The following is an 18,511-nucleotide window of genomic DNA, read 5'->3' on the forward strand; positions in this document are numbered from 1 at the left end:
GTCACGTGGGCCTGTGGTCCCCTGGCCGACGTCATGTGTCGTGCGCTGACCGCTTGTTCCGCTCCGCGCCCAGGCGGGCGAAGTAGGCGATCAGGTCGGGATTGTCGACCGCCTCGGGGTTCAGGACTTGCTCGGCAGGCGCACCCTGGAGCAGGCGCTTGACGGGAACCTCGAGTTTCTTGCCGGTCTTCGTGTGCGGGAGGGCCCGTACGGCGAGGATCTCGTCGGGGACGTGGCGGGGTGAGGCGCCGGTGCGGATCGCGTCGCGGATCCGGACGCGCAGGGAGTCGTCCAGGGCGACCCCGTCGGCGAGGACCACGAAGAGCGGCATCCAGTAGCGGCCGTCGGGTTCCTCCGCGCCGATGACGAGGGCCTCGGTGATCTCGGGGAGGCGTTCGACGACGTCGTGGATGTCGGCACTGCCCAGGCGCACGCCGTTGCGGTTGAGGGTGGCGTCGGAGCGGCCGTGGACGATCACCGATCCGTGCGAGGTGAGTGTGATCCAGTCGCCGTGCCGCCACACACCGGGGTAGGCGCCGAAGTAGGCGTCGCGGTAGCGGCTGCCGTCGGGGTCGTTCCAGAAATACTGCGGCATGGACGGCATGGGCCGGGTGACGACCAGTTCGCCGACCTGGTCGAGGACAGGGGTGCCCGTCGCGTCGTAGGCGGCCAGGGCCACGCCGAGGCTGGGGGCGGACAGCTCCCCCGCCCAGACGGGGGTCGTGGAGGCGCTGCCGGCGAAGCCGGAGACGATGTCCGTGCCGCCGCTGGTGGAGGCCAGCTGGACGCCGGCGCCCACGTGGTCGCGGACCCAGGGGTAGGCGGAGGCGGGCAGAGCGGAGCCGGTGCAGCCGACGACGCGGATGGCCGACAGGTCGTGCACGGAGGGTTCGATGCCCAGCTTGGCCATGGTCAGCAGGTACTGAGGACTGGTGCCGAAGACGGTGACTTTGTGACGGGCCGCCAGCTCCCACAGGACGTCCGGACGTGCCTGCGGTGCCGGGCTGCCGTCGTATGTGCAGGTGGTGGCACCGGTCAGCAGGGTGGAGACGACCAGGTTCCACATCATCCAGTGGGTGGTGGTGTACCACAGCAGGCGGTCCCCGGTGCCCAGATCGGTGTGCAGGCCGAGGGTCTTGAGGTGTTCGAGCAGGACGCCGCCGTGCCCGTGGACGATGCCCTTGGGCAGTCCGGTGGTGCCGGAGGAGAAGACGACCCACAGGGGGTGGTCGAACGGCACCGGGACGATGTTGAGGTGCTCGACACGGGTGGCCGCGTCCTCCCAGGCAACTCTCAGCCCCGAGTTCCCGCCCTCGGGCCACTCAAGGCCCACGTGGTCCACGAGTACCGTGGCCTTCAACGTCGGCAGGGCGGCAGCGAGTTCGAGCGAGGCGGCGCGGCGGTCGTGGGTCGTGCCGTTGAAGAGGTAGCCGTCAGCGGTGATGAGCACCGTGGGTTCGAGCTGGGCGAAGCGGTCGGCGGCGGCCCTGGGCGCGTAGTCCTGGCCGCACACCGACCACACCGCGCCCAGGCTTGCGGTGGCCAGGAAGGCAATGACGGCGTGGGGGGTGTTGGGCAGATAGCCCACCACCCGGTCGCCCTGTCCGACGCCCAGGTCGCGCAGGCCAGCAGCCACAGAGGCGACCCGGGCGCGCAGCTCCCGGCCCGTGATCTCGTACCCGGCCCCGGTCTCGTCCAGGGCGGTGATCGCGGGAGCGTCCGGCTGCAGGTTGCGCAGCGCGTGATGGGCGTAGTTGAGGGTGACGCCGGGGAACCAGCGGGCGCCGGGCATGGTCTCCTCGGCCAGCACCCGCTCGTACTCAGTCGTCGCGTCGATGTCGAAGTACTCCCACACCGCGGCCCAGAACCCTTCGAGGTCGGTGACGGACCACTGGTGCAGGGCTCGGTAGTCCGTGGGGTCCTGGATTCCTTCGGCGCCCCGGTGCCGGGCCGCCCATCGGGCGAAGTCCGCGATGCGGCTGCGGGCGGCCGACTTCGGGTCGGGAGTGAAGAAGGGTTCCGTATACGGCTCAGAGTGCGGGGTGGTCATGGTGTGGTGCTCCTCGTCAGGCTGGCCGGGCATCGGCGGTACGGCGGGCCGTGTGCAACAGGGGGGCCCAGGCGACGGTGTCCATGAAGTCACCGGTGCCGGCCAGGACGGTGTCCATCACGACGCGGTCGGGGCGCAGCAGGACGGCGTCGGCACGGCCGCGGGCCAGCCAGCCGGCCAGGGTGCCGTCGTCGCCCAGGTCGTCGACGCGGATCGTCGGGGCGCCCAGCACCGTGGCCACGACCGTCATCTGCGCTGTGGGTGGCACAGCGGTCAGGACGGCGAAGGAGTCTCCGAGGACGTCATCGAGACGCACTCGCCTGCCGTCGTGCCGCACCCAGGGCTGCGGGCAGAAGGTGCCGGCCAGCACGCGGCCGGTCAGTCTGGGCCGGCGCCGTACGAGTGGACCCGCGGTCAGGCCGGGACTGAGGTCACGGCTCACCGCCGCGGTCACACCGGGGATGCGACAGGCCGCACCCACGACCGCCCGGCGGAACGCCGCACCGCGGTCCTGTCCGCCGGTCATGGCCCAGCCGACGGCGACCGCCACGCGGATCACATGGCGGGCGTGCGGCTTGCGTTCACGTTCGTAGGTGTCCAGCAGCCCCTCGTTTGCACCCCGTTGGAGCACCCGGGCGAGCTTCCAGGTGAGGTTCTGGGCGTCGCGCAGGCCCGCGCACAGACCCTGCCCCACGAAGGGCGGGGTGAGATGGGCGGCGTCGCCCAGCAGGAAGACGCGCCCCTTGCGCCACCGATCGGCGAGACGGGCCCGGAAGGTGTACTGCGCCTGCCGTATCACCTCGAAGTCGTCGCCCTGCGAGGCGTCGGGCGGCAGGTCCACCCAGGGGGCGACCAGCTCGCGCAGGCGCTCCCATCCGTCCGGGCCGTCCAGGTTCTGGTCGTCGGCCAGCCGGAACTCCCAGCGGTAACGGTCCTCGCCGACGCGCATGAAGGTGGCCGGCCGGGTGGGCGAGCAGATCTGCTCGGCGCCTTCCCAGGTGCGCACAGGGCGGCTGGTGCGCACGTCGATGACCCGCCAGCTCTCCTCGAAGTGCAGGTCCTCCCACACGGCGCCGATGGTGTCACGGGTGAGACTGCCCGCACCGTCGCAGCCGAGTACGGCATCGGCCCACAGGTGCTCCTCCTCGTCGCTGCCGTCGCGACGGAAAGTGACCCGGACGGAACCCGTCGGATCGTTCGGTCCATCGGTGTCACGTGCGACGGACTGGGTGAGGGACACGACCTCCACCCCACTCCACAGCTCGCACTCAGGACGACGCGCCAAGGCGTCACGCAGCAGGCGTTCCAGCTCGGGCTGGTCGAACATGCTGGTCTGGGGGAAGCCGTGATGTCCGTGGGTGGACCGCGGGAATTCGGCGATCACCCGGCGCCCGGCGTCCAGCAGCCGCAGTCCGGGCGCCGGTCGCGCGAGGGCGGCGAACTCCTCGTGTACACCGGCGCTCTGCAGGATCCGGCGGATCTCGTCGTCCACGACGACGGCGCGCGGCAACGGGTAGATGTCCCGGTGCCGTTCCAGTACGACGCTGGGCACTCCGTGCCGGGCGAGCAGCAGGGCGGCCGTGACCCCGACGGGTCCCGCACCGATGATCACCACCGGTTTCCGGGATGCAGCCTTCATGGTGCGTCCCTGACGGGGGTCCGCTGCTCGCCGAGGTCGATCCGTCCGTCCGCGGTGGCGATCGTTGCGGTGATGAGGTCACCGTTGCGCAGGTACTTGGGATTCTTGGCCTGTCCCTTGAAGAACGCCTTCCACTTCAGTGCGGGCGGCAACAGCGCAGCGATCTTCTCGGCGGCCTTGGGCGGGGCCTTCAGGGCCGTGCCGCCGGGAGTGCCGGTCAGCAGCAGGTCGCCCGGGTCGAGGGTCTGGAAGCGTGCGAGCAGGGTGAGCGCCTGTGCGGGCCGCACGATCATGTCGGCCAGCGTGCGGTCCTGGCGTGACACCCCGTTGACCGACAGCCGCAGCCTCAGGTTCAGCAGATGGGTGAAGTCCTCGGGTTCCAGCAGAGCCAGGTACGGACCCGTCGGTGTGAAGGTCGGATAGGACTTGCTCTCGTAGAACTGGGTCTTGGTCAGCTGGACGTCGCGGGCGCTGACGTCGTTGGTCAGGACAAGGCCGGCGACGTAGCGCGGCAGGTCCTGCTCCTCGACGACGGTGCCCACGGGCAGGGTCGCGCCCATGACGAGGCCGAGTTCCACCTCGTAGTCGAGGAACTTCACGTGCGCGGGACGGATGATCGTGTCGTGGGGGCCGCTGACCGAGCCGGACGCCTTACGGAAGAAGGTGGGCGGGATGTCGCCGGTGAAGCCCGAATCCTTGGCGTGACTGCGGTAGTTGACCATCTGGGCGACCACCCGGCACGGGGTGGTGACCGGAGGCAGCGCCACCAGGTCGGCGACGGGCGTCCCGCTCTCGGCGGAGGCGGCGGCCTCGCGGACCGCGTCGCGGTCGGCGAGCAGTTCGGCGGTGGTGACGGCCTTGGTCTCGACGCGGACGGCGCGTTCGTCCCGGACGACCCACCAGCCGTCGGTGGTACGCAGAACGTTGGTGCTCATGAGCTCATCGCTTTCATCAGGCCCAGCAGGCGTGCGGGGTCGAGTTCGTTGTCGCCACGCAGGGCCGTCATGACCTCGCGCAGCTTGGCGGGGGAAGGACTGGCGCCCAGGAAGTCGCGGGTGACCGGCGGACCCCACTGGGCCAGGCCGCTCGCCGACATCGGTGCCCAGCCGGGCTCCAGGTCGCAGGAGAAGAGGTCGCCGTCGGCGAAGTGCTCCAGCATGAAGTGGTCGGGGTCGCGCCAGTAGTCGAACAGCTGGCTGCCCTGGATGTGCCGGCCGATGCCCCAGCTGCGCTGGTAGCCGCGCTCGGCCAGGTACTCCCCGCCGGCGGCGATCGCGTCGAGGTCGGTGACCTGGTAGGCCGAGTGGACATAGCCGGTTCCGGGTCCCAGGTGCAGGGCCAGCGTGTGGTGATCGACAGCCACACTCCCCTGGTCGCACCGGACGAACGCCATCGTCGGCCCGCGCCCGCGCTGCCCGTCCAGGAACAGGAAGTCGGACACGATCATCCCGAGGGTGTCCAGGTACCAGTCCAGAGTGCGGGCGAACACCCGGGTCTCCAGCACCACATGGCCCAGCCGCTGGATACGGGACGGCTCACGGGGCGGACGCTGGGTGGCGTTCGTACGCCGGTGATCGGTACCGAAGTTGAGGATCAGCGGCTCCTGCTCGGGCAACGCGGGCAGCTGCTCGGCGCAGTGCACGACCCGGACGGGCAGGCCCGAGGGATCGAGCAGGGCGATCGACTGCCCACCGCCCGGTACGCCGATGTCCCGGACGGTACTGCCGGTGGCGCGGGCCAGCCGGTCCAGGTCGGCCCGCTCTGCCGCGCGGAACGCCGGCCCGATGAACCGGGACGCACGCCCACGCCGGATCACCATGCAGGGCGAGCCGGCGAAGGTGCCGCGCAGCCACAGCTCGCCCTCGGTGCGGGCGGCGATCGCGAAGCCGAAGTCACGGGCGAAGACCTCGGCCTGGTCCAGGTCAGGCTTCTCGAACTCCAGCCAGGCCAGGTCGGCCACCTTGATCAGGGGATTCCGGGACCGTCCCGGATGCTCACCGCGCAGGGCGCCCTCCTCACTGTGGAGGTCTTGGTGGGGCGTCTGGGGAGCGGCCCTGTTAACGGGGGTGTGGGACATGGTGTCCTCCAAGCAACACTGCTGTAATGAGGAAATCATCAACTTTGCCGTTACCCATCGTCAATAGGGTGGACCCAAATAATTGATGATCTCATCACTAATGGCAGACTCATCGCGACGGTTGTTACACTCGCCGTATGCCGACGTCAGCCCCGCCCAAGAACCGCTTCGAGCGACGCCGCGCCGAGACCCGTCAGGCGCTCGTCCGTGCGGCCCGGCAGATCCTCGCGGAGACCGGGGACACCAGCGCCAGCATCCAGGCCATCGCCGAGCGCGCGGACGTCGGTTTCGGCTCCTTCTACAACCACTTCGAGTCCAAGACGGAGCTGTTCGACGCTGCGGTGACAGACGCCCTGGACGAGTTCGGGCAGGTCATAGACGAGCGCGTACAAGGAATCGACGACCCGGCCGAGCTCGTCGCCGCGGGCTTCCGGCTCACCGCCCGGATGGCCGACTCCCACCCTGAACTCATGCGGATCCTCCGTGACCGCGGTCTGGCCTACATCCACTCCGACCGGGGCCTCGCCCCGCGAGCCCTGCACGACCTGGAGATCGGCATCGCCTCAGGCCGCTTCACCTGCCGCAACGCGACCACCGCTCTGTCCGCCTTGGGCGGCACCCTGATGTCCCTCGTGGCGCTGCGGCTGGCCCGCCCCGACCTCGACGGGGACGAGGCCGCCTCCGACCTGGCAGAGATGGTCCTGCGCATGCTCGGCGTCCCTCCGGACGACGCCCGTGAGGTCACCCGGCGCCCGCTGCCCGGCCTCGATTGACAGCTCAGGGGCCCGGCGTCCAGAAGGGATGCCGGGCGGCCCTGCGCGCTCGCGCTGGGCGGTTACTTCAGGGCCTCATCGGCGCCCGCTATGGGCGAGACCGCCGCCCTGGTCCACCGGTCACCGCTGTGCGAGGCCCTCGTCGAGCTGTTCGAGGCCAGCTGGCGGCAGGCCACCCCCCTGTTCGGCAGCGAGGCCCAGGAGACGGAAGAACAGCCCGACCTCAGCGAGACCGACCGTGCTCTGCTCGACCTGCTCCACGCCGGGCTGAAGGACAAGTCCGTAGCCCGCCAACCCGGACTGAGCGAACGCACCTTGCGCCGCCGGATCACCGACCTGACTCCCCGCCTCGGGGCGACGAGCCGATTCCAGGCGGGTGCGCAGGCGGTACGCCGCGGGTGGCTCTGAACCACCTGTGGTTCAGGGGGCAGGAGCGAAAGACTGTGGGCGCCGGTGCTCCCTCAAGCACCGGCGCCCACTCACCCCTGCCCGAGGTGGTCTTGGTGAACTTTCTGTTCAGTTGTCAGGGGACGAGGATGAGGCGGATCGGGTCGCCGATTTTGTTCTCCAGCCGGTTGACCGCGTCGGCGGCCTCGGCGAGCGGGATGTGGTCGGTGATGGAGGGGGCCAGGTCGAGACGGCCGACCTCGGCCAGCCGGACCAGCTCGGTGACGGACTCGGGGGTGCCGCCGTAGTGGCCGCGCACCTGCTTGCCCAGGTAGTTGAAGGTCAGGCCCTCGCTGATGGTGATCGGCCTGGGGCTGATCCCGACCAGGATGAGGACTCCGTTCAGGCCGAGCACGGCAGCGGCCTGCTCACGGACCGCCGGCACGCCGGCGCAGTCGAAGGCGAAGTCCAGACCCCGTCCGCCGGTGGCCGCGCGGACCTGGTCGGCGAAGTCGTCGGCGGCCGGGTCCAGGGCGAAATCCGCACCGAAGGCCAGGGCACGCTCCCGGGCGCCGGGCAGCGGGTCGACAGCGATGATCGGCGCGGCGCCGGCCAGACGGGCGACGCGGACGTTGTGGGCACCGACACCGCCCACGCCCCAGATGCCGACGGACTGTGCGGGGCGCACCCCTGCGGTGGCGACGACGGCGGCGTAGGGGGTGGAGACCGCGTCGGGGATGATCGCGGCCTGGTCGAAGGGGAGGTTGTCGGGGATGGGGATGAGGGTGTCCTCGCGGGCGAGGGTGTACTGGGCCCAGCCGCCGTCGTAGTCGATGCCGGCGGTGAGCATCTGGGTGCAGGGGCGGCGGCGCACGCAGCCGGCGCACCGGCCGCAGGTCTTGCCGGCCTCCAGGGTGACGCGGGTGCCGACGGTCAGGCCGCGCTTGAGGTCGGGGCCGAGAGTGTGAATAACACCGGAGATCTCGTGGCCGACGGTGACCGTGTCGGAGGTGGCGAACAGCGGCACGAGGGAGCCGTCGAGCAGGTGGACGTCCGAGAGACAGACGCCGGCAGCCTTGACCTCGATGAGGACCTCGCCCGGGCCGGGCACGGGGACGGAGACCTCCTCGACGGCGAACTTCTTGCTGTCCAGGTGGAAGCGCCCGGCGAGCATGGTGTCCATGGTGTTCTGCTTTCTGTGAGCGGCACTCCGGCGGTTCGGCCGACGGGTGCCGTGTGGTGCCTCGTGGGTGAGTGGTGGCCGGGAAGGTGCGGGGTGTCAGGACCGCCGCACGCCTCCCGGCGTCTGGGGGTCAGGCGAAGACGTCCTGCTGGTAGCGCTCGTCGGCCTCGAGCTGGGCGAGCCACTGCTGGGCGGCCTCGTCGTCGCTTCCGGTGTGCCTGCGGTAGATGGCGGCGAGCGCCTCACGTACGGCGGGTGCCATGCGGCGGCCGTCACCGCAGACGTAGATGTACGCGCCGTCCTGGATGGCCTGCCACACGGTGTCGGCCGCAATGGCGATGGCGTCCTGGACGAACCGGGCCGGGTGGCCGGTCACCGCGGAGAAGGCGGTGTGCACCTGGGCGATCCCGGACTGCTCCCAGGCCTGCATCTCCTGGCCGTAGAAGTAGTCGTGCTCCGGGTGGCGGCAGCCGACGAAGACCTGGGACAGGCCCACCTGGGTGCCGTTCGCGTGCTGGTGGGCTCGCTCCTCCAGGAAGCCGTGCAGCGGCGCGATACCGGTGCCCGGGCCGATGAGGACCAGCGGCGTGGCGGGGTCGGCCGGCGGGGCGAAGGTCGGGGAGGGCACGCGCACATAGCCGTAGACGACGTCGCCGGGATTGAGGCCCGCGATGTAGGAGGAGCAGGTGCCGCGGTACCGGCCGTCACCGGACAGGGCCGGTCCTTCCAGCAGGCCCACGGTCAGGCGCACGTGGCGCGGGTCAGCCAGCGGAGCGGAGGAGATGGAGTAGAACCGCGGGCGGATGGGGCCCATCATCTCCAGGAACACCGCCAGCGGCAGTTCGACCGCGGGGAAGCGCTCCAGCAGGTTGAGCACGGAGACGCGCTTGCCCAGGACCTCGGTCTGGTAGCGCTCCTCGGCTTCGACGGTGTCGGCCGTATAGGCCTGCAGTTGCGGCCGGGTCCAAGGGCACTCGGTGTGCCCGGCCAGCGTCTGTATCTGGGAGCGGGTGGCCACGTCCTGCAGCTCCAGGAACTCGGTGAACAGCAGACCCGCGGTGACGGGAGTGCCCACCGGCAGGTGCGTGCGGCCGCCGGCGGGCTGGTCCAGACGCAGGACCTGGTCGCGGTCGACTCCGAGCCGCGCGAGGGCGCGGTTCACCAGCTGCGGCTCGTTCTTGGCGAAGACGGCCAGGTGGTTGCCAGTGTCGTAGGTGACACCGTCGGGGAGCTCGATGGTGATGGACTTCGCGGCCGGGCGCGGCGGCTCGATGTTGAAGTCCCACAGGCCGGTCGGGTCGTTGACGAGTTCCTCGTTGGCCACGACCGTGAGGGGGTAGGCCTGCTCGGAGACGATCGCGGGGCGTACCTCGGCCTCGGTGAGCAGTTGGACCTGGAAACGCGGCCCTGTGGTTTCGGAGGTGTCGGCGGCGTACTCCTCGGCCAGGGTGGTCCACAGGGTGTCCATCCAGCGGGTGGCCATGCCGTCGAAGTCACCGGCGGCATCCGCGATGCCGCGCTCGATGACGCGGGTGGCGCCGGCGGCCAGCAGGCCTGCCTCGATCCGCTTCGGGAAGCCCTGGTAGGTGGCCACCCACTGGGTGTTGCCGGCACCCAGCAGTGCGAACCGCACGTTGGACAGCGAGCCCTCCGGGAGCCCGGCGGTGAGCAGTTCGTCGAAGCGCTGCGCGTTGTCCGGAGCCTTGCCGTTGTAGCTGGAAGCCACGACGACGAGCAGGCCCTCGGTGGGCAGGTCGTCACCCAGCTCGTCCAGGCCGACCAAGGTGGTGCCGAACCCCGAGCGCTCGCCGCGGTCGGCGATGGTGCGCGCCAGGTCCTCGCACGAGCCAAGGCTGGAGCCGTAGGCGACGGTCAGGTTCACCCCGACACCGCTGACCGCGGCCTGGTGCTGCGTGTCGTCGGTCTGCAGGTCCGCGACGCCGAAGACGGTGCGCTCGTGCTCCTGACGGGACCGAACGACCAGCTCGAAGTCGCCGGGCTTGCGCGTCAGCGCCTCCCGCACGTCCATCTTGTAGTCGGTCGTGTCGGAGAACTTGAACTTCTGAAGCACCAGCGCGAGGGCCAGGCGGGCCTCAGTAAGCGCGAACTGCCGGCCGATGCAGGCACGCACACCGTTCCCGAACGGCTTGTAGGCGTGCGGGTGGTGGTTGACCCGGTTCTCCGGCAGCCACCGGTTGATGTCGAACTCCTCCGGCCGCTCCCACGCCTTGGGATGGGTGTGCAGCGGGCCTTCGAGGATGTTGACCCTTGTTCCCTTCTTCAGCCCGTAGCAGCCGCCGATGACGGTGTCCTCCAGCGGGGACTTGCCGATCAGCGGGATGGGAGCCCACAGGCGCAGGGTCTCCTCCAGGATCCGCGGGATCACGTCCATCTGCATGACCGTGTCGTAGTCCGGGACCGTGTCGCCCGGCAGCAGCCGGTCCACCTCGGCGTAGGCCTGGGCCAGGACGTGCGGGTTGCGCATCAGCGAGTACGTGGCGAACGACAGCAGACCGCTGGTGGTCTCGTGGCCGGCGATCAGGAAGGTCACCACCTGGTCGCGGACGTTGTCGTCGTCCAGCCCCTTGCCGGTGTCGGGGTCCGTGGCCTGCAGCATCAGACCCAGCAGATCATCCTCACCCGTGTCGATCCCCTCACGGCGCTCCTTGATCACCTTCTCGACCAGGTCCCGCATCAGCTGGATGTTCTCGCGGTACTTCTTGTCATCGGCCTTGCGGAGCTTGGTCATCATCGGCAGCTCCTGCGAGCGCCGCAGCGACTCCACCAGCGCCTCCAGCAGCGCGTTGAGGAAGGGGTGCAGATCCTCCTTGGCGAACGAGTCGAACCGGTAGCCGAACCCCGACAGGGCGATCGTGTCCAGGGTCAGCCGGGTGTAGTCGTCGGTGATCTTGACTGGCCGACCCTCCTTGCTCTCCCACTTGCCCACCAGGTTCTGAGCGATCTCCAGCATCTGCCCGTAGTAGGACTTCATGGCCCGCTGGCTGAACGCCGGCAGGAGGATCCGGTGCGCCATGCCCCATTCCTCCTCGTGCTGATGGGCCGTGAACAGGCCCGCACCCGTGAAGTCCCGGACGTGGTTCAGCGGCGTCTTCTCGATCTGCTTGTAGAACCGCGTCTCGTCACAGACCTCGGCCACCAGGTCCGGGTCCCAGACGAAGACCTGCTCGATACCGGCGATCTCCATGCCGTAGAGCCCCTCGGGGAACTGCTTGGACAGCTTGCCGAAGTACTCCACCGGGTTGGTGCTGGGGATCTGCGGCGTGTGGCCGAAGAGCGGGACGCCGCGCGGAGACCGGATGGGTCGCAGGCCGGCCTCGGACTGTGTGGACATGGCTTGCTCCTTTGTGCAGGGAGGGGATGGCAATGGTGCTGGCCGAAACCCGGCCGCACCACGGAAACATACGCCGTATGGAATTGGTACCATACGACGTATGGAAAGTCGACCGCAACCCGGGGCCATGCGGGCGACCGTCATGCCGCCGGGTGGCCGAGGTCATTTCCATACGCTGTATGAAACTGGTACCGTCCGCGTATGGAAAAGGCGAAGCGTCCCCCGCGGGGAACCAGGAAGAGAGAGGTGCCTCTGACCGAGGCCGGGATCTATGCCGCCGCCCTGCGGCTCATCGACGCGGACGGGGTCGAGGCGCTCACCATGCGCAAACTCGCGACCGCGCTTGATGCGAACCCGATGTCGCTGTACCACCACGTGCCGAACAAGGACGCCGTGTTGCGCGGCGTGGCGAGAATGGTCGGCACCCAGTTCCGCACCGTGACGCTGGAGGACGCTCCCTGGCAGGAGCGCATCCGCCTGCTCGCCACGGATTTCCGGACGCTGGCGCACCGTCACCCCAAGCTCATGGCCTACTCATTCAGCCACCAGGCGGACTTCATCCAGCCCGAAGACCCGTTCTGGGTTGCGCTCACCGCGATCCTGGACGCCGCAGAGGTGCCGCACTCGGAGCTCCCGCTGATCACCGCTCTCGTGGGCGCCGTCATCACCGGTGTCCTAACCGCCGAACTCAACGGCGCGCTCCACCGGTGGTCGAGCCTCACCCCCCCCACTGCCGGCGAAGACGGGCTCACCCCTCCAGGCCTCGACGAGAACCGCGTCTTCCGCCTGACGCTGGACACGATCATCATGGGCCTGGAGAGCCGACTCGCCGCCGATGGTGACGGCCCGGGCGCCGACCATTGATTTTGCAGACCTGAAGTGTTGCGGCCTGACGCCGGCCCCTGGTCGGGCGGGCTCAGGCCGCGGCCCGCATGAGGAGGCACCCATCACATCCGGAAGGCCCTCTCCATGCGGCCGTGGCAGATGCGCGGCGTGCTGCGGCTGGGCCGGTCGGCCGATCTGTGGCCGACCTGATGCTTACACCGTCGTGCGCGCCCCACGGGCACACCCTGCCCTACGCAACCTCGCGGTCAGTGTTGCCGCTGTGCGCCCGCCTGGATGGTGTGCGTCGCCCGCGGTCTCGCACCGTCCCAGGAAACCGCAGCGTCCGCCGGCGGCCAGGGCCCTGGATGCCGCCGTGCGGCTCGCTCACACCCCGGACGACGACCCTGCGCATGACTGGGCCGGCCAAGCTCCGGACGCGGCAGCAGCCTGGCGCACGGTGCCGCCGGTACGCGTTCATCCCCGGCCGGCGGGCCTCCATGTCACCGGGCGTCAGCCGCCCGTACCGATAGGCGCTCGACCGGGTCTACGGCAACTGCAACCGTCCCCTCGACCTCGCCAATCTCGTCCATGCCGCTCGCCGTCCAGCAAGCCCCTTGGCGGAGTTGCGCGGCGTTCCGACACGAACGAGAAGGTCGCCGCAGACTTCCAGCGGATCGGTACCTGTCACCGCAAGGGTGAGTCGGCGGTGGGCGTCAGCACGGACTCGGCGACGCCGACGATCTGACTGATGTCGAAGCCCTCCATGTCCGCGCGGAATTCGGGGCTGGAGAGGTACGCCTCCAGCCGCTCCTGAACGTCGTCGGCGTCCCGGTAGGAAACGAGGGCGTACAGCTGGGGAGCCTCATTCCCGGGAGCCGCAGGCACCGTCCAGACGCCGTGTGTGGTGATCCTGTGCTTGGCCATACCGGGAATGTGCTTGGCCCAGATGTCCTCGTAGGCGACGAGCGCCTCAGGGCTGCGCAGTGTGTAGACACGAAGCTGGTACTGGGACATGAACTCTCTTTCCTTCTCTTCTGTGGCCGGGACAAAGATCCCCATCCGCACGGCGGTTGGGAGGTTTCTCTCAGCCTTTTGCAAACAGGTTCGCCAGTTCGAGGTCCCAGGCGATGTGTCCGGACTCGGCACCCCGTGGCACAAGCGCCTCCGTGTTTTCCAGGAAGGCCTTGACGTCCTCCACGGGAACCTCGAGCAAGGCGGTGCCTGCGGGAGACCCGAGAAGGATGTACATCGCTTGGTCACCATGGCCGACAGCCGACCAGACCCGGACGTCCCCACAGCCTGCGGAACCCGTGAGGCCATCGGCCAGAAGATCACGCCCCAGGACCCATTCGGACGGCTCGTCCGCGTCGGTGAAGAAGGCGGCACGGACGACATAGGGATCAGTGGGCTCGTACCGCAGGCTCATGCACATGGACAGCGAGTAGGTGCGCGAGATGACAAGCTGCACGGCCACCCCCTGCACGACGGTCTTCAAAGACTCCATCGACTTTCACTCCTGACTGGGCGGCGGTCAGTGACTGCTGATCTCATCCCGGCCGTCGCGGTGCCAGCCATGGATCTCGTCCCAGGAGTAACCCAGTTCGAGCAGGTAGCCGACACCGTGGTCCCAGCGGTAGTCGCCTGCGTTGACGCTCAAGGCTGGGCGCTGGACGTGCGCGGATGCGGAAGTCGAGGCGGAAGCGGTGCCCCCGGCACCGAGAACGGCGACACCTACGACCGCCGCGGAGAAAGCGGTGACAGCAACGCGCCTCGTGAGCTTCTTCATGGTCTTCCCTTCCCGATCGGTGCGACCTACACCAATCGGTTGCGTGCAGGCGATGTGCGGCGCCTGGCGTGGTCCGAGCGACCTCTTCCATACGGCGTATGGAAGTACTCTCCCAGGATTACCATACGATGTATGGAACTGTCGAGGCGGCGAGAATGACCCACACGGTCGGCAGCGGCACGAACAGCTCGACGCCCTCGCCCAGACCGCGTCGGCCGCCGGGAAGAAGTCCGCCTGGCCTTCGCGTAGATGCTCAGCTGCATCGACCATCTCGGGCTGTGCGCCGATGAGATCATGGACTCCAGCGACCAACTGTGCGTCATATCCACGGCGTTCACTCACCTTTCCCTCATCGGCGCTCCTCCGGACTCGATACGCCCTGGGCTGATTCGTCGCCCTGGGCGGACGAGCTGCCCGGCCCGGGATTTCCGTCACCGGAGTCGCGGCATGCGGGCGCCCGGGTCCGGCCCATGCTGGAAACGAGGGGGTGAGACAACGGAGGGAGTGGTGGGGACGCAGACCGTTGTAGATCTCACGCGCTGCCAGGATTATGGGCAGTGCGTGTTCCTCGCGCCGGAGGCTTCCCAGCTGCACGGGGAGGGGGTTGCCGTACGCCACGGCCGTCCCCGACGACCAGGTCGAGCGCGTGCGCCAGGCTGCGGCGGCGTGCCCGGTGCAGGCGATCCTCCTCGGTGAGGAGGTGAGCGCCGGTGCCTGGTGACCTCAAGAACGGCCGTATCGTCGGCGCGTCGCCGGCTGGGCTCAGGTCCGCGGAGGATTCCGCCACCCACCCATCCAACTCTGAGGCTGCGGGGTGGCGAGAGAGACCAGCCACCCCGGTCCATTACGCAGGCCGCGGGAGCCGGTGCACAGTCGACGCCAGTCGGCCGGTGCGCGACAGGATCCTCTTCACACTGTGGCGGGAAGGGCCCGCCGGGCGACGTCACGCGCCTCATCCGGGGAGAGGCCGAGCATGTGCAGGATCATCTCGGCCATTATGCCCGCAGCCTGGTCGCTGTCGGCCCCTGGCTGGTTGCACCACAGCTCCAGGAGCGCCAGCAGGCTGCCGTTCAGCACGGTCAGGGCGATCACCGGGTCGACCACGGTGAACCGGCCTGCGGCCATACCCTCCTCCACGTCGCGCTTCGCCCGCGCAGCCAGTCCGCCGCCGCCGCATATCCGACCGAGCTGGCTGTGGCACAGCATCTGCATGATCTCCGGGTATGACTCGGCCATGCGCACGCTGAGCCGCACGCCCCCGGCGAGGCGCTCGGCGGGATCATCGACGCCGTGCAGGCGTTCGTCGACGGCTTGGCCGTACTCCTCCAGTGCATCGGCCACGGCAACGTCGAACAGGTCCGGCTTGCCCGTGAAGTGGTTGTAGAAGGAGCCGAGGCCCACGTCCGCCCGCTCCGCGATGGCATGGACACTGGCGCCGGCGCCACCGGACTCGGCCAGGGTCTGCCGCGCGGCGCGGACGAGTGCCTGGCGGGTCTCGGCACGACGGCGTTCGAATCGGTTCCTGCGTAGGGCTGGCATCGGCATGCTCCATGAATAAGAGCAGCAGTTCTGATGGATTCATCATGACATTGCCCACCTCGGGCGTCCACCCTGACTCACCGATCCCGACTCCACGGTCACATCTGAAGATTTGATCAATTCCGAGGGGCTTGACGATGAAGCGCTCGTATCTGACTATTTCATCAGAAATGGACAAACCATCCCAAGACTGACAGGCGTCGTGCCGGTGGACCACTCAACCCTCGGCGCGGTCGCGCGCCCCATCGCACGCCCGGCGCGGCCGGTCCCGCCGGGGCGCTCCTCAGACCCCGGCCACCAACGTTCCGCCACGGCTGCAGATCGGCCCGACGCCGCACATGCCGACGCTGACTCACACCTCCGCACCGATAGGAAGAACCGGATGACGAACACCGACCACACGTCACTCACCGAACCGGTCCCCCGAGAGATACCCGACGCGGCAATAGCGATGCTCGATGCGGAGGGGACCGTCGTGGGGTGGACGCACGCCGCCGAGCAGCTTGTCGGGTACCCAGCCGGGGAAGTGGTGGGCCGGTCCGCCGCACACGTGCTGCCGCCCGCCAAGAGCGCCCCGAGTGCTACGGCGTTCGCCGAGCAGTGCCGTGCCCAGGATGGCTGGTCCGGCACCGTGACGGTCCGCCACCGCGACGGCCACGCCATCAAAATGACGCTGCGGATCTCACGGCTGTGGGGGCAGGACGCCGGCACCCGCTGGCTGGTGTCCGTGACCGACATCAGCACCCTGTCCTCGGGGGCGTCCAACGGAGCTGTGCGGGAGTCGCTTCTGGCCCACGCACCGGTCGGCATCGCCGTCTATGACCCGCAGCTGCGCTGTACCTGGGTCAACGACGTCATGGAGCGCCACGACGGCACTCCTCCTGAGCGACGGTTCGGACGCCGTCTGCGGGACTCACTGCCCGCTGTCGAGGCCCAAGCGCTCGAGGTGGTGATGCGGCAGGTGCTGCAGAGTGGCACCACCATGGTCCACGAGTACCGGGCGTGGTCGTCGACGGTCCGGCGCCGGGAGCACGCTTACTCGGCCTCGTTCTTCTGCCTCCAGGACGCGGACGGCACGGCACTGGCAGTGTGCGCCATGAGCGTGGACGTCACCGGCAACCAGCGGGCGCGCGAGCGCCTTGCCATCCTCAGCGAAGCCGGCACACGCGTCGGCAGCACCCTCGAGGTCATGCGCACCGGGCAAGAACTGGCAGACCTTGCCGTACCCCTGCTGGCCGACCACGCACTCGTCGACCTGATGGAGTCAGTTCCGTTCGGCGTGGATCCCTCGGCGGGGACCGGCAAGGCGAACGACCGCCCACCCGTGCTGCGCCGTGCCGGTGTGGCCTCCATCGATCTGGGTGTCCTCAAGCTGCCGTGGGTGCGCGAAGAGGTGATCCGCCCCTTCCCGACGTCACTGTTTGCCACCGCCCTGCGCACGGGCAGGTCTTACCTGGAATCGGTGCTGGACACCCATCCAGGCCCCTGGGTCATTCCCGACCTGACGCTGGCGCAGAGGGTCCGTGACAGTGGCGTCCACTCTTTGATGGTCGTACCCATCCGTGCGCGGCGCTGTGTGCTGGGTCTGGCGGTGTTCGGCCGCTCCGAGGAATCGACGCCGTTCCAGGAGGACGACCTCCTCCTTGCCGAGGAGCTTGTCACCCGGGCCGCGCTCAGCCTGGACAACGCTCTCCAGTACGCCCGTCAACGCACCGCGGCCCTGACGCTCCAACGCGACCTGCTCCCTCACCATGTGGGCGGCGGCGCCGCCCTCGATGTGGCCTCGCGCTATGTGCCGGCCGACCTGGACCACGGCGTGGGGGGTGACTGGTTCGACGTGATCAAGCTGTCTGGCGCCCGGGTGGCCCTCGTCGTCGGAGATGTGGTCGGCCATGGCATCAACGCCGCGGCGACGATGGGCCGACTGCGCACCGCCGTCCGAACGCTCGCGGACATGGAACTACCTCCCCACGAACTGCTGACGCACCTCGATGACACGGTCCGGCGGCTGAGCGAGGAAGATGCCGACGCTCCGGACCAGAACCCCGCGGCGGTGGGCGCCACCTGTCTGTTTGCCGTGTACGACCCGGTCACCCGGCGGTGCACGATGGCGCGGGCCGGGCATCCCCCGCCCGCGATCATCGACCCGCAGGGCCATATCACTTACCCCGACATGCCCGCCGGGGCCCCGCTCGGCCTCGGCCTCGGTCTGCTCCCCTTCGAGTCCGTGGAACTGGAACTGCCCGAGGGAACTCTGCTCGCGCTCTACACCGACGGTCTGGTCGAGTCCCGCGACGACGACATCGACGTGGGCCTGGATCGCCTGGGCGCCGCTCTGGCAGAGTCCGGTTCGTCCCTGGAAGACCTGTGCTCTCACGTGATCGAGACCTTGCCGACTCAGGCCCCGGCCGACGATGTCACCTTGCTCCTTGCGCGGACTCGCGGACTCGAAGCGGCCCAGGTCGCCTCCTGGGAACTGCCGAACGAGCCGGCCGCTGTCCGCATCGCCCGGCAGGCAGCCGTCCGTCAGCTCAGCGAATGGGGACTTGAGCATCTGGTGGCCACCGTGCAGCTGATCGTCAGTGAACTGGTCACCAACGCCATCCGCCACGGCGGCGGGCCGATCTGCCTACGCCTCATCCAGCACCAGGTCTTGACCTGCGAAGTCTCCGACAGCAACACCAGCCACCCACGCCCACGTCAGCCCCACATCATCGACGAGCAGGGCCGCGGTCTTTTCCTCGTCGCTCAGTTGTCCCGCAGGTGGGGCTCTCGCTCCGCAACGGACGGCAAGGTCGTCTGGGCTGAACAAGACCTGCCCTCCAAAGCCGTCGCGGTGTAACGCGCTGCCGACCGGGCGGACGACGGCCGCCACAGCATGCCGATCTCTCGAGCCGCAT

14 protein-coding genes and 1 pseudogene are annotated in these 18,511 nt (G+C 69.1%); 5 read left to right on the forward strand and 10 right to left on the reverse strand.

All coding sequences use genetic code 11. The features are described 5' to 3' along the window. Positions 1–31: 31 nt before the first annotated feature. From OG819_RS39390 to OG819_RS39405, 4 genes are read right to left on the reverse strand one after another with little or no spacing between them, the layout of a single operon-like run. Positions 32–2,050 carry an acetoacetate--CoA ligase gene (locus tag OG819_RS39390; RefSeq protein WP_266653899.1) on the reverse strand — a complete coding sequence of 673 codons (2,019 nt, stop codon included), beginning with the start codon at positions 2,048–2,050 and terminating at the stop codon, positions 32–34. Positions 2,051–2,066: 16 nt separating this feature from the next. Further along, positions 2,067–3,689, reverse strand: a complete 1,623-nt coding sequence (locus OG819_RS39395) for a bifunctional 3-(3-hydroxy-phenyl)propionate/3-hydroxycinnamic acid hydroxylase (RefSeq protein WP_266632745.1) — start codon at positions 3,687–3,689, stop codon at positions 2,067–2,069. Beyond that, positions 3,686–4,624, reverse strand: coding sequence for a fumarylacetoacetate hydrolase family protein (locus OG819_RS39400; protein WP_266632743.1), 939 nt, complete (start codon positions 4,622–4,624; stop codon positions 3,686–3,688). Before OG819_RS39400 ends, OG819_RS39395 begins: the two co-directional genes overlap by 4 nt. After that, the gene (locus tag OG819_RS39405) at positions 4,621–5,766 is read right to left on the reverse strand and encodes a VOC family protein (RefSeq protein ID WP_266653901.1); all 1,146 of its coding nucleotides are present in this window, start codon (positions 5,764–5,766) and stop codon (positions 4,621–4,623) included. Before OG819_RS39405 ends, OG819_RS39400 begins: the two co-directional genes overlap by 4 nt. Positions 5,767–5,903: 137 nt before the next feature. Here OG819_RS39405 and OG819_RS39410 point away from each other — a divergent pair, with 137 nt between their 5' ends. Together OG819_RS39410 and OG819_RS39415 are read left to right on the forward strand one after the other, a co-directional pair. Continuing rightward, positions 5,904–6,539 carry a TetR/AcrR family transcriptional regulator gene (locus OG819_RS39410; protein ID WP_266632739.1) on the forward strand — a complete coding sequence of 212 codons (636 nt, stop codon included), beginning with the start codon at positions 5,904–5,906 and terminating at the stop codon, positions 6,537–6,539. Positions 6,540–6,629: 90 nt separating this feature from the next. Then, on the forward strand, positions 6,630–6,947 hold the full coding sequence (locus OG819_RS39415) for a LuxR C-terminal-related transcriptional regulator (RefSeq protein WP_266653903.1): 318 nt from the start codon (positions 6,630–6,632) through the stop codon (positions 6,945–6,947). Positions 6,948–7,062: 115 nt separating this feature from the next. On the opposite strand, the gene OG819_RS39420 is transcribed toward OG819_RS39415, so the two are convergent. Together OG819_RS39420 and OG819_RS39425 are read right to left on the reverse strand one after the other, a co-directional pair. Continuing rightward, a complete protein-coding gene (locus tag OG819_RS39420) occupies positions 7,063–8,109 on the reverse strand; it encodes a zinc-binding dehydrogenase (RefSeq protein ID WP_266653905.1) in 1,047 nt (348 codons plus the stop codon). A gap of 130 nt (positions 8,110–8,239) precedes the next feature. Continuing rightward, entirely contained in the window at positions 8,240–11,461 is a 3,222-nt protein-coding gene (locus OG819_RS39425) for a cytochrome P450 (RefSeq protein WP_266653907.1), read from the reverse strand. A gap of 246 nt (positions 11,462–11,707) precedes the next feature. Between OG819_RS39425 and OG819_RS39430 the strand changes: the two genes are divergently transcribed. Next, the gene (locus OG819_RS39430; RefSeq protein ID WP_266632731.1) at positions 11,708–12,325 is read left to right on the forward strand and encodes a TetR/AcrR family transcriptional regulator; all 618 of its coding nucleotides are present in this window, start codon (positions 11,708–11,710) and stop codon (positions 12,323–12,325) included. Positions 12,326–12,970: 645 nt separating this feature from the next. On the opposite strand, the gene OG819_RS39435 is transcribed toward OG819_RS39430, so the two are convergent. The 3 genes from OG819_RS39435 to OG819_RS39445 form a co-directional block, all read right to left on the reverse strand. Continuing rightward, positions 12,971–13,300, reverse strand: a complete 330-nt coding sequence (locus tag OG819_RS39435; RefSeq protein ID WP_266632729.1) for an NIPSNAP family protein — start codon at positions 13,298–13,300, stop codon at positions 12,971–12,973. Between the two features lie 70 nt (positions 13,301–13,370). Continuing rightward, positions 13,371–13,790, reverse strand: a complete 420-nt coding sequence (locus tag OG819_RS39440) for an SsgA family sporulation/cell division regulator (protein WP_266653909.1) — start codon at positions 13,788–13,790, stop codon at positions 13,371–13,373. A gap of 27 nt (positions 13,791–13,817) precedes the next feature. Continuing rightward, positions 13,818–13,943 carry a hypothetical protein gene (locus tag OG819_RS39445; RefSeq protein ID WP_266632725.1) on the reverse strand — a complete coding sequence of 42 codons (126 nt, stop codon included), beginning with the start codon at positions 13,941–13,943 and terminating at the stop codon, positions 13,818–13,820. A 636-nt stretch (positions 13,944–14,579) separates the two neighbouring features. On the opposite strand from OG819_RS39445, the pseudogene OG819_RS39450 reads away from it, so the two are divergent. After that, positions 14,580–14,793, forward strand: a pseudogene (locus OG819_RS39450) (ferredoxin). A 188-nt stretch (positions 14,794–14,981) separates the two neighbouring features. On the opposite strand, the gene OG819_RS39455 reads toward OG819_RS39450, so the two are convergent. Continuing rightward, a complete protein-coding gene (locus OG819_RS39455; protein WP_266632723.1) occupies positions 14,982–15,617 on the reverse strand; it encodes a TetR/AcrR family transcriptional regulator in 636 nt (211 codons plus the stop codon). A 376-nt stretch (positions 15,618–15,993) separates the two neighbouring features. On the opposite strand from OG819_RS39455, the gene OG819_RS39460 reads away from it, so the two are divergent. Then, positions 15,994–18,453: a SpoIIE family protein phosphatase gene (locus OG819_RS39460; protein WP_266632721.1), complete on the forward strand. Its 2,460-nt coding sequence runs from the start codon at positions 15,994–15,996 to the stop codon at positions 18,451–18,453. Positions 18,454–18,511 lie beyond the last annotated feature (58 nt).

Origin of the sequence: Streptomyces sp. NBC_01549 (assembly GCF_026339955.1) — a bacterium.
Lineage (GTDB): Bacteria > Actinomycetota > Actinomycetes > Streptomycetales > Streptomycetaceae > Streptomyces.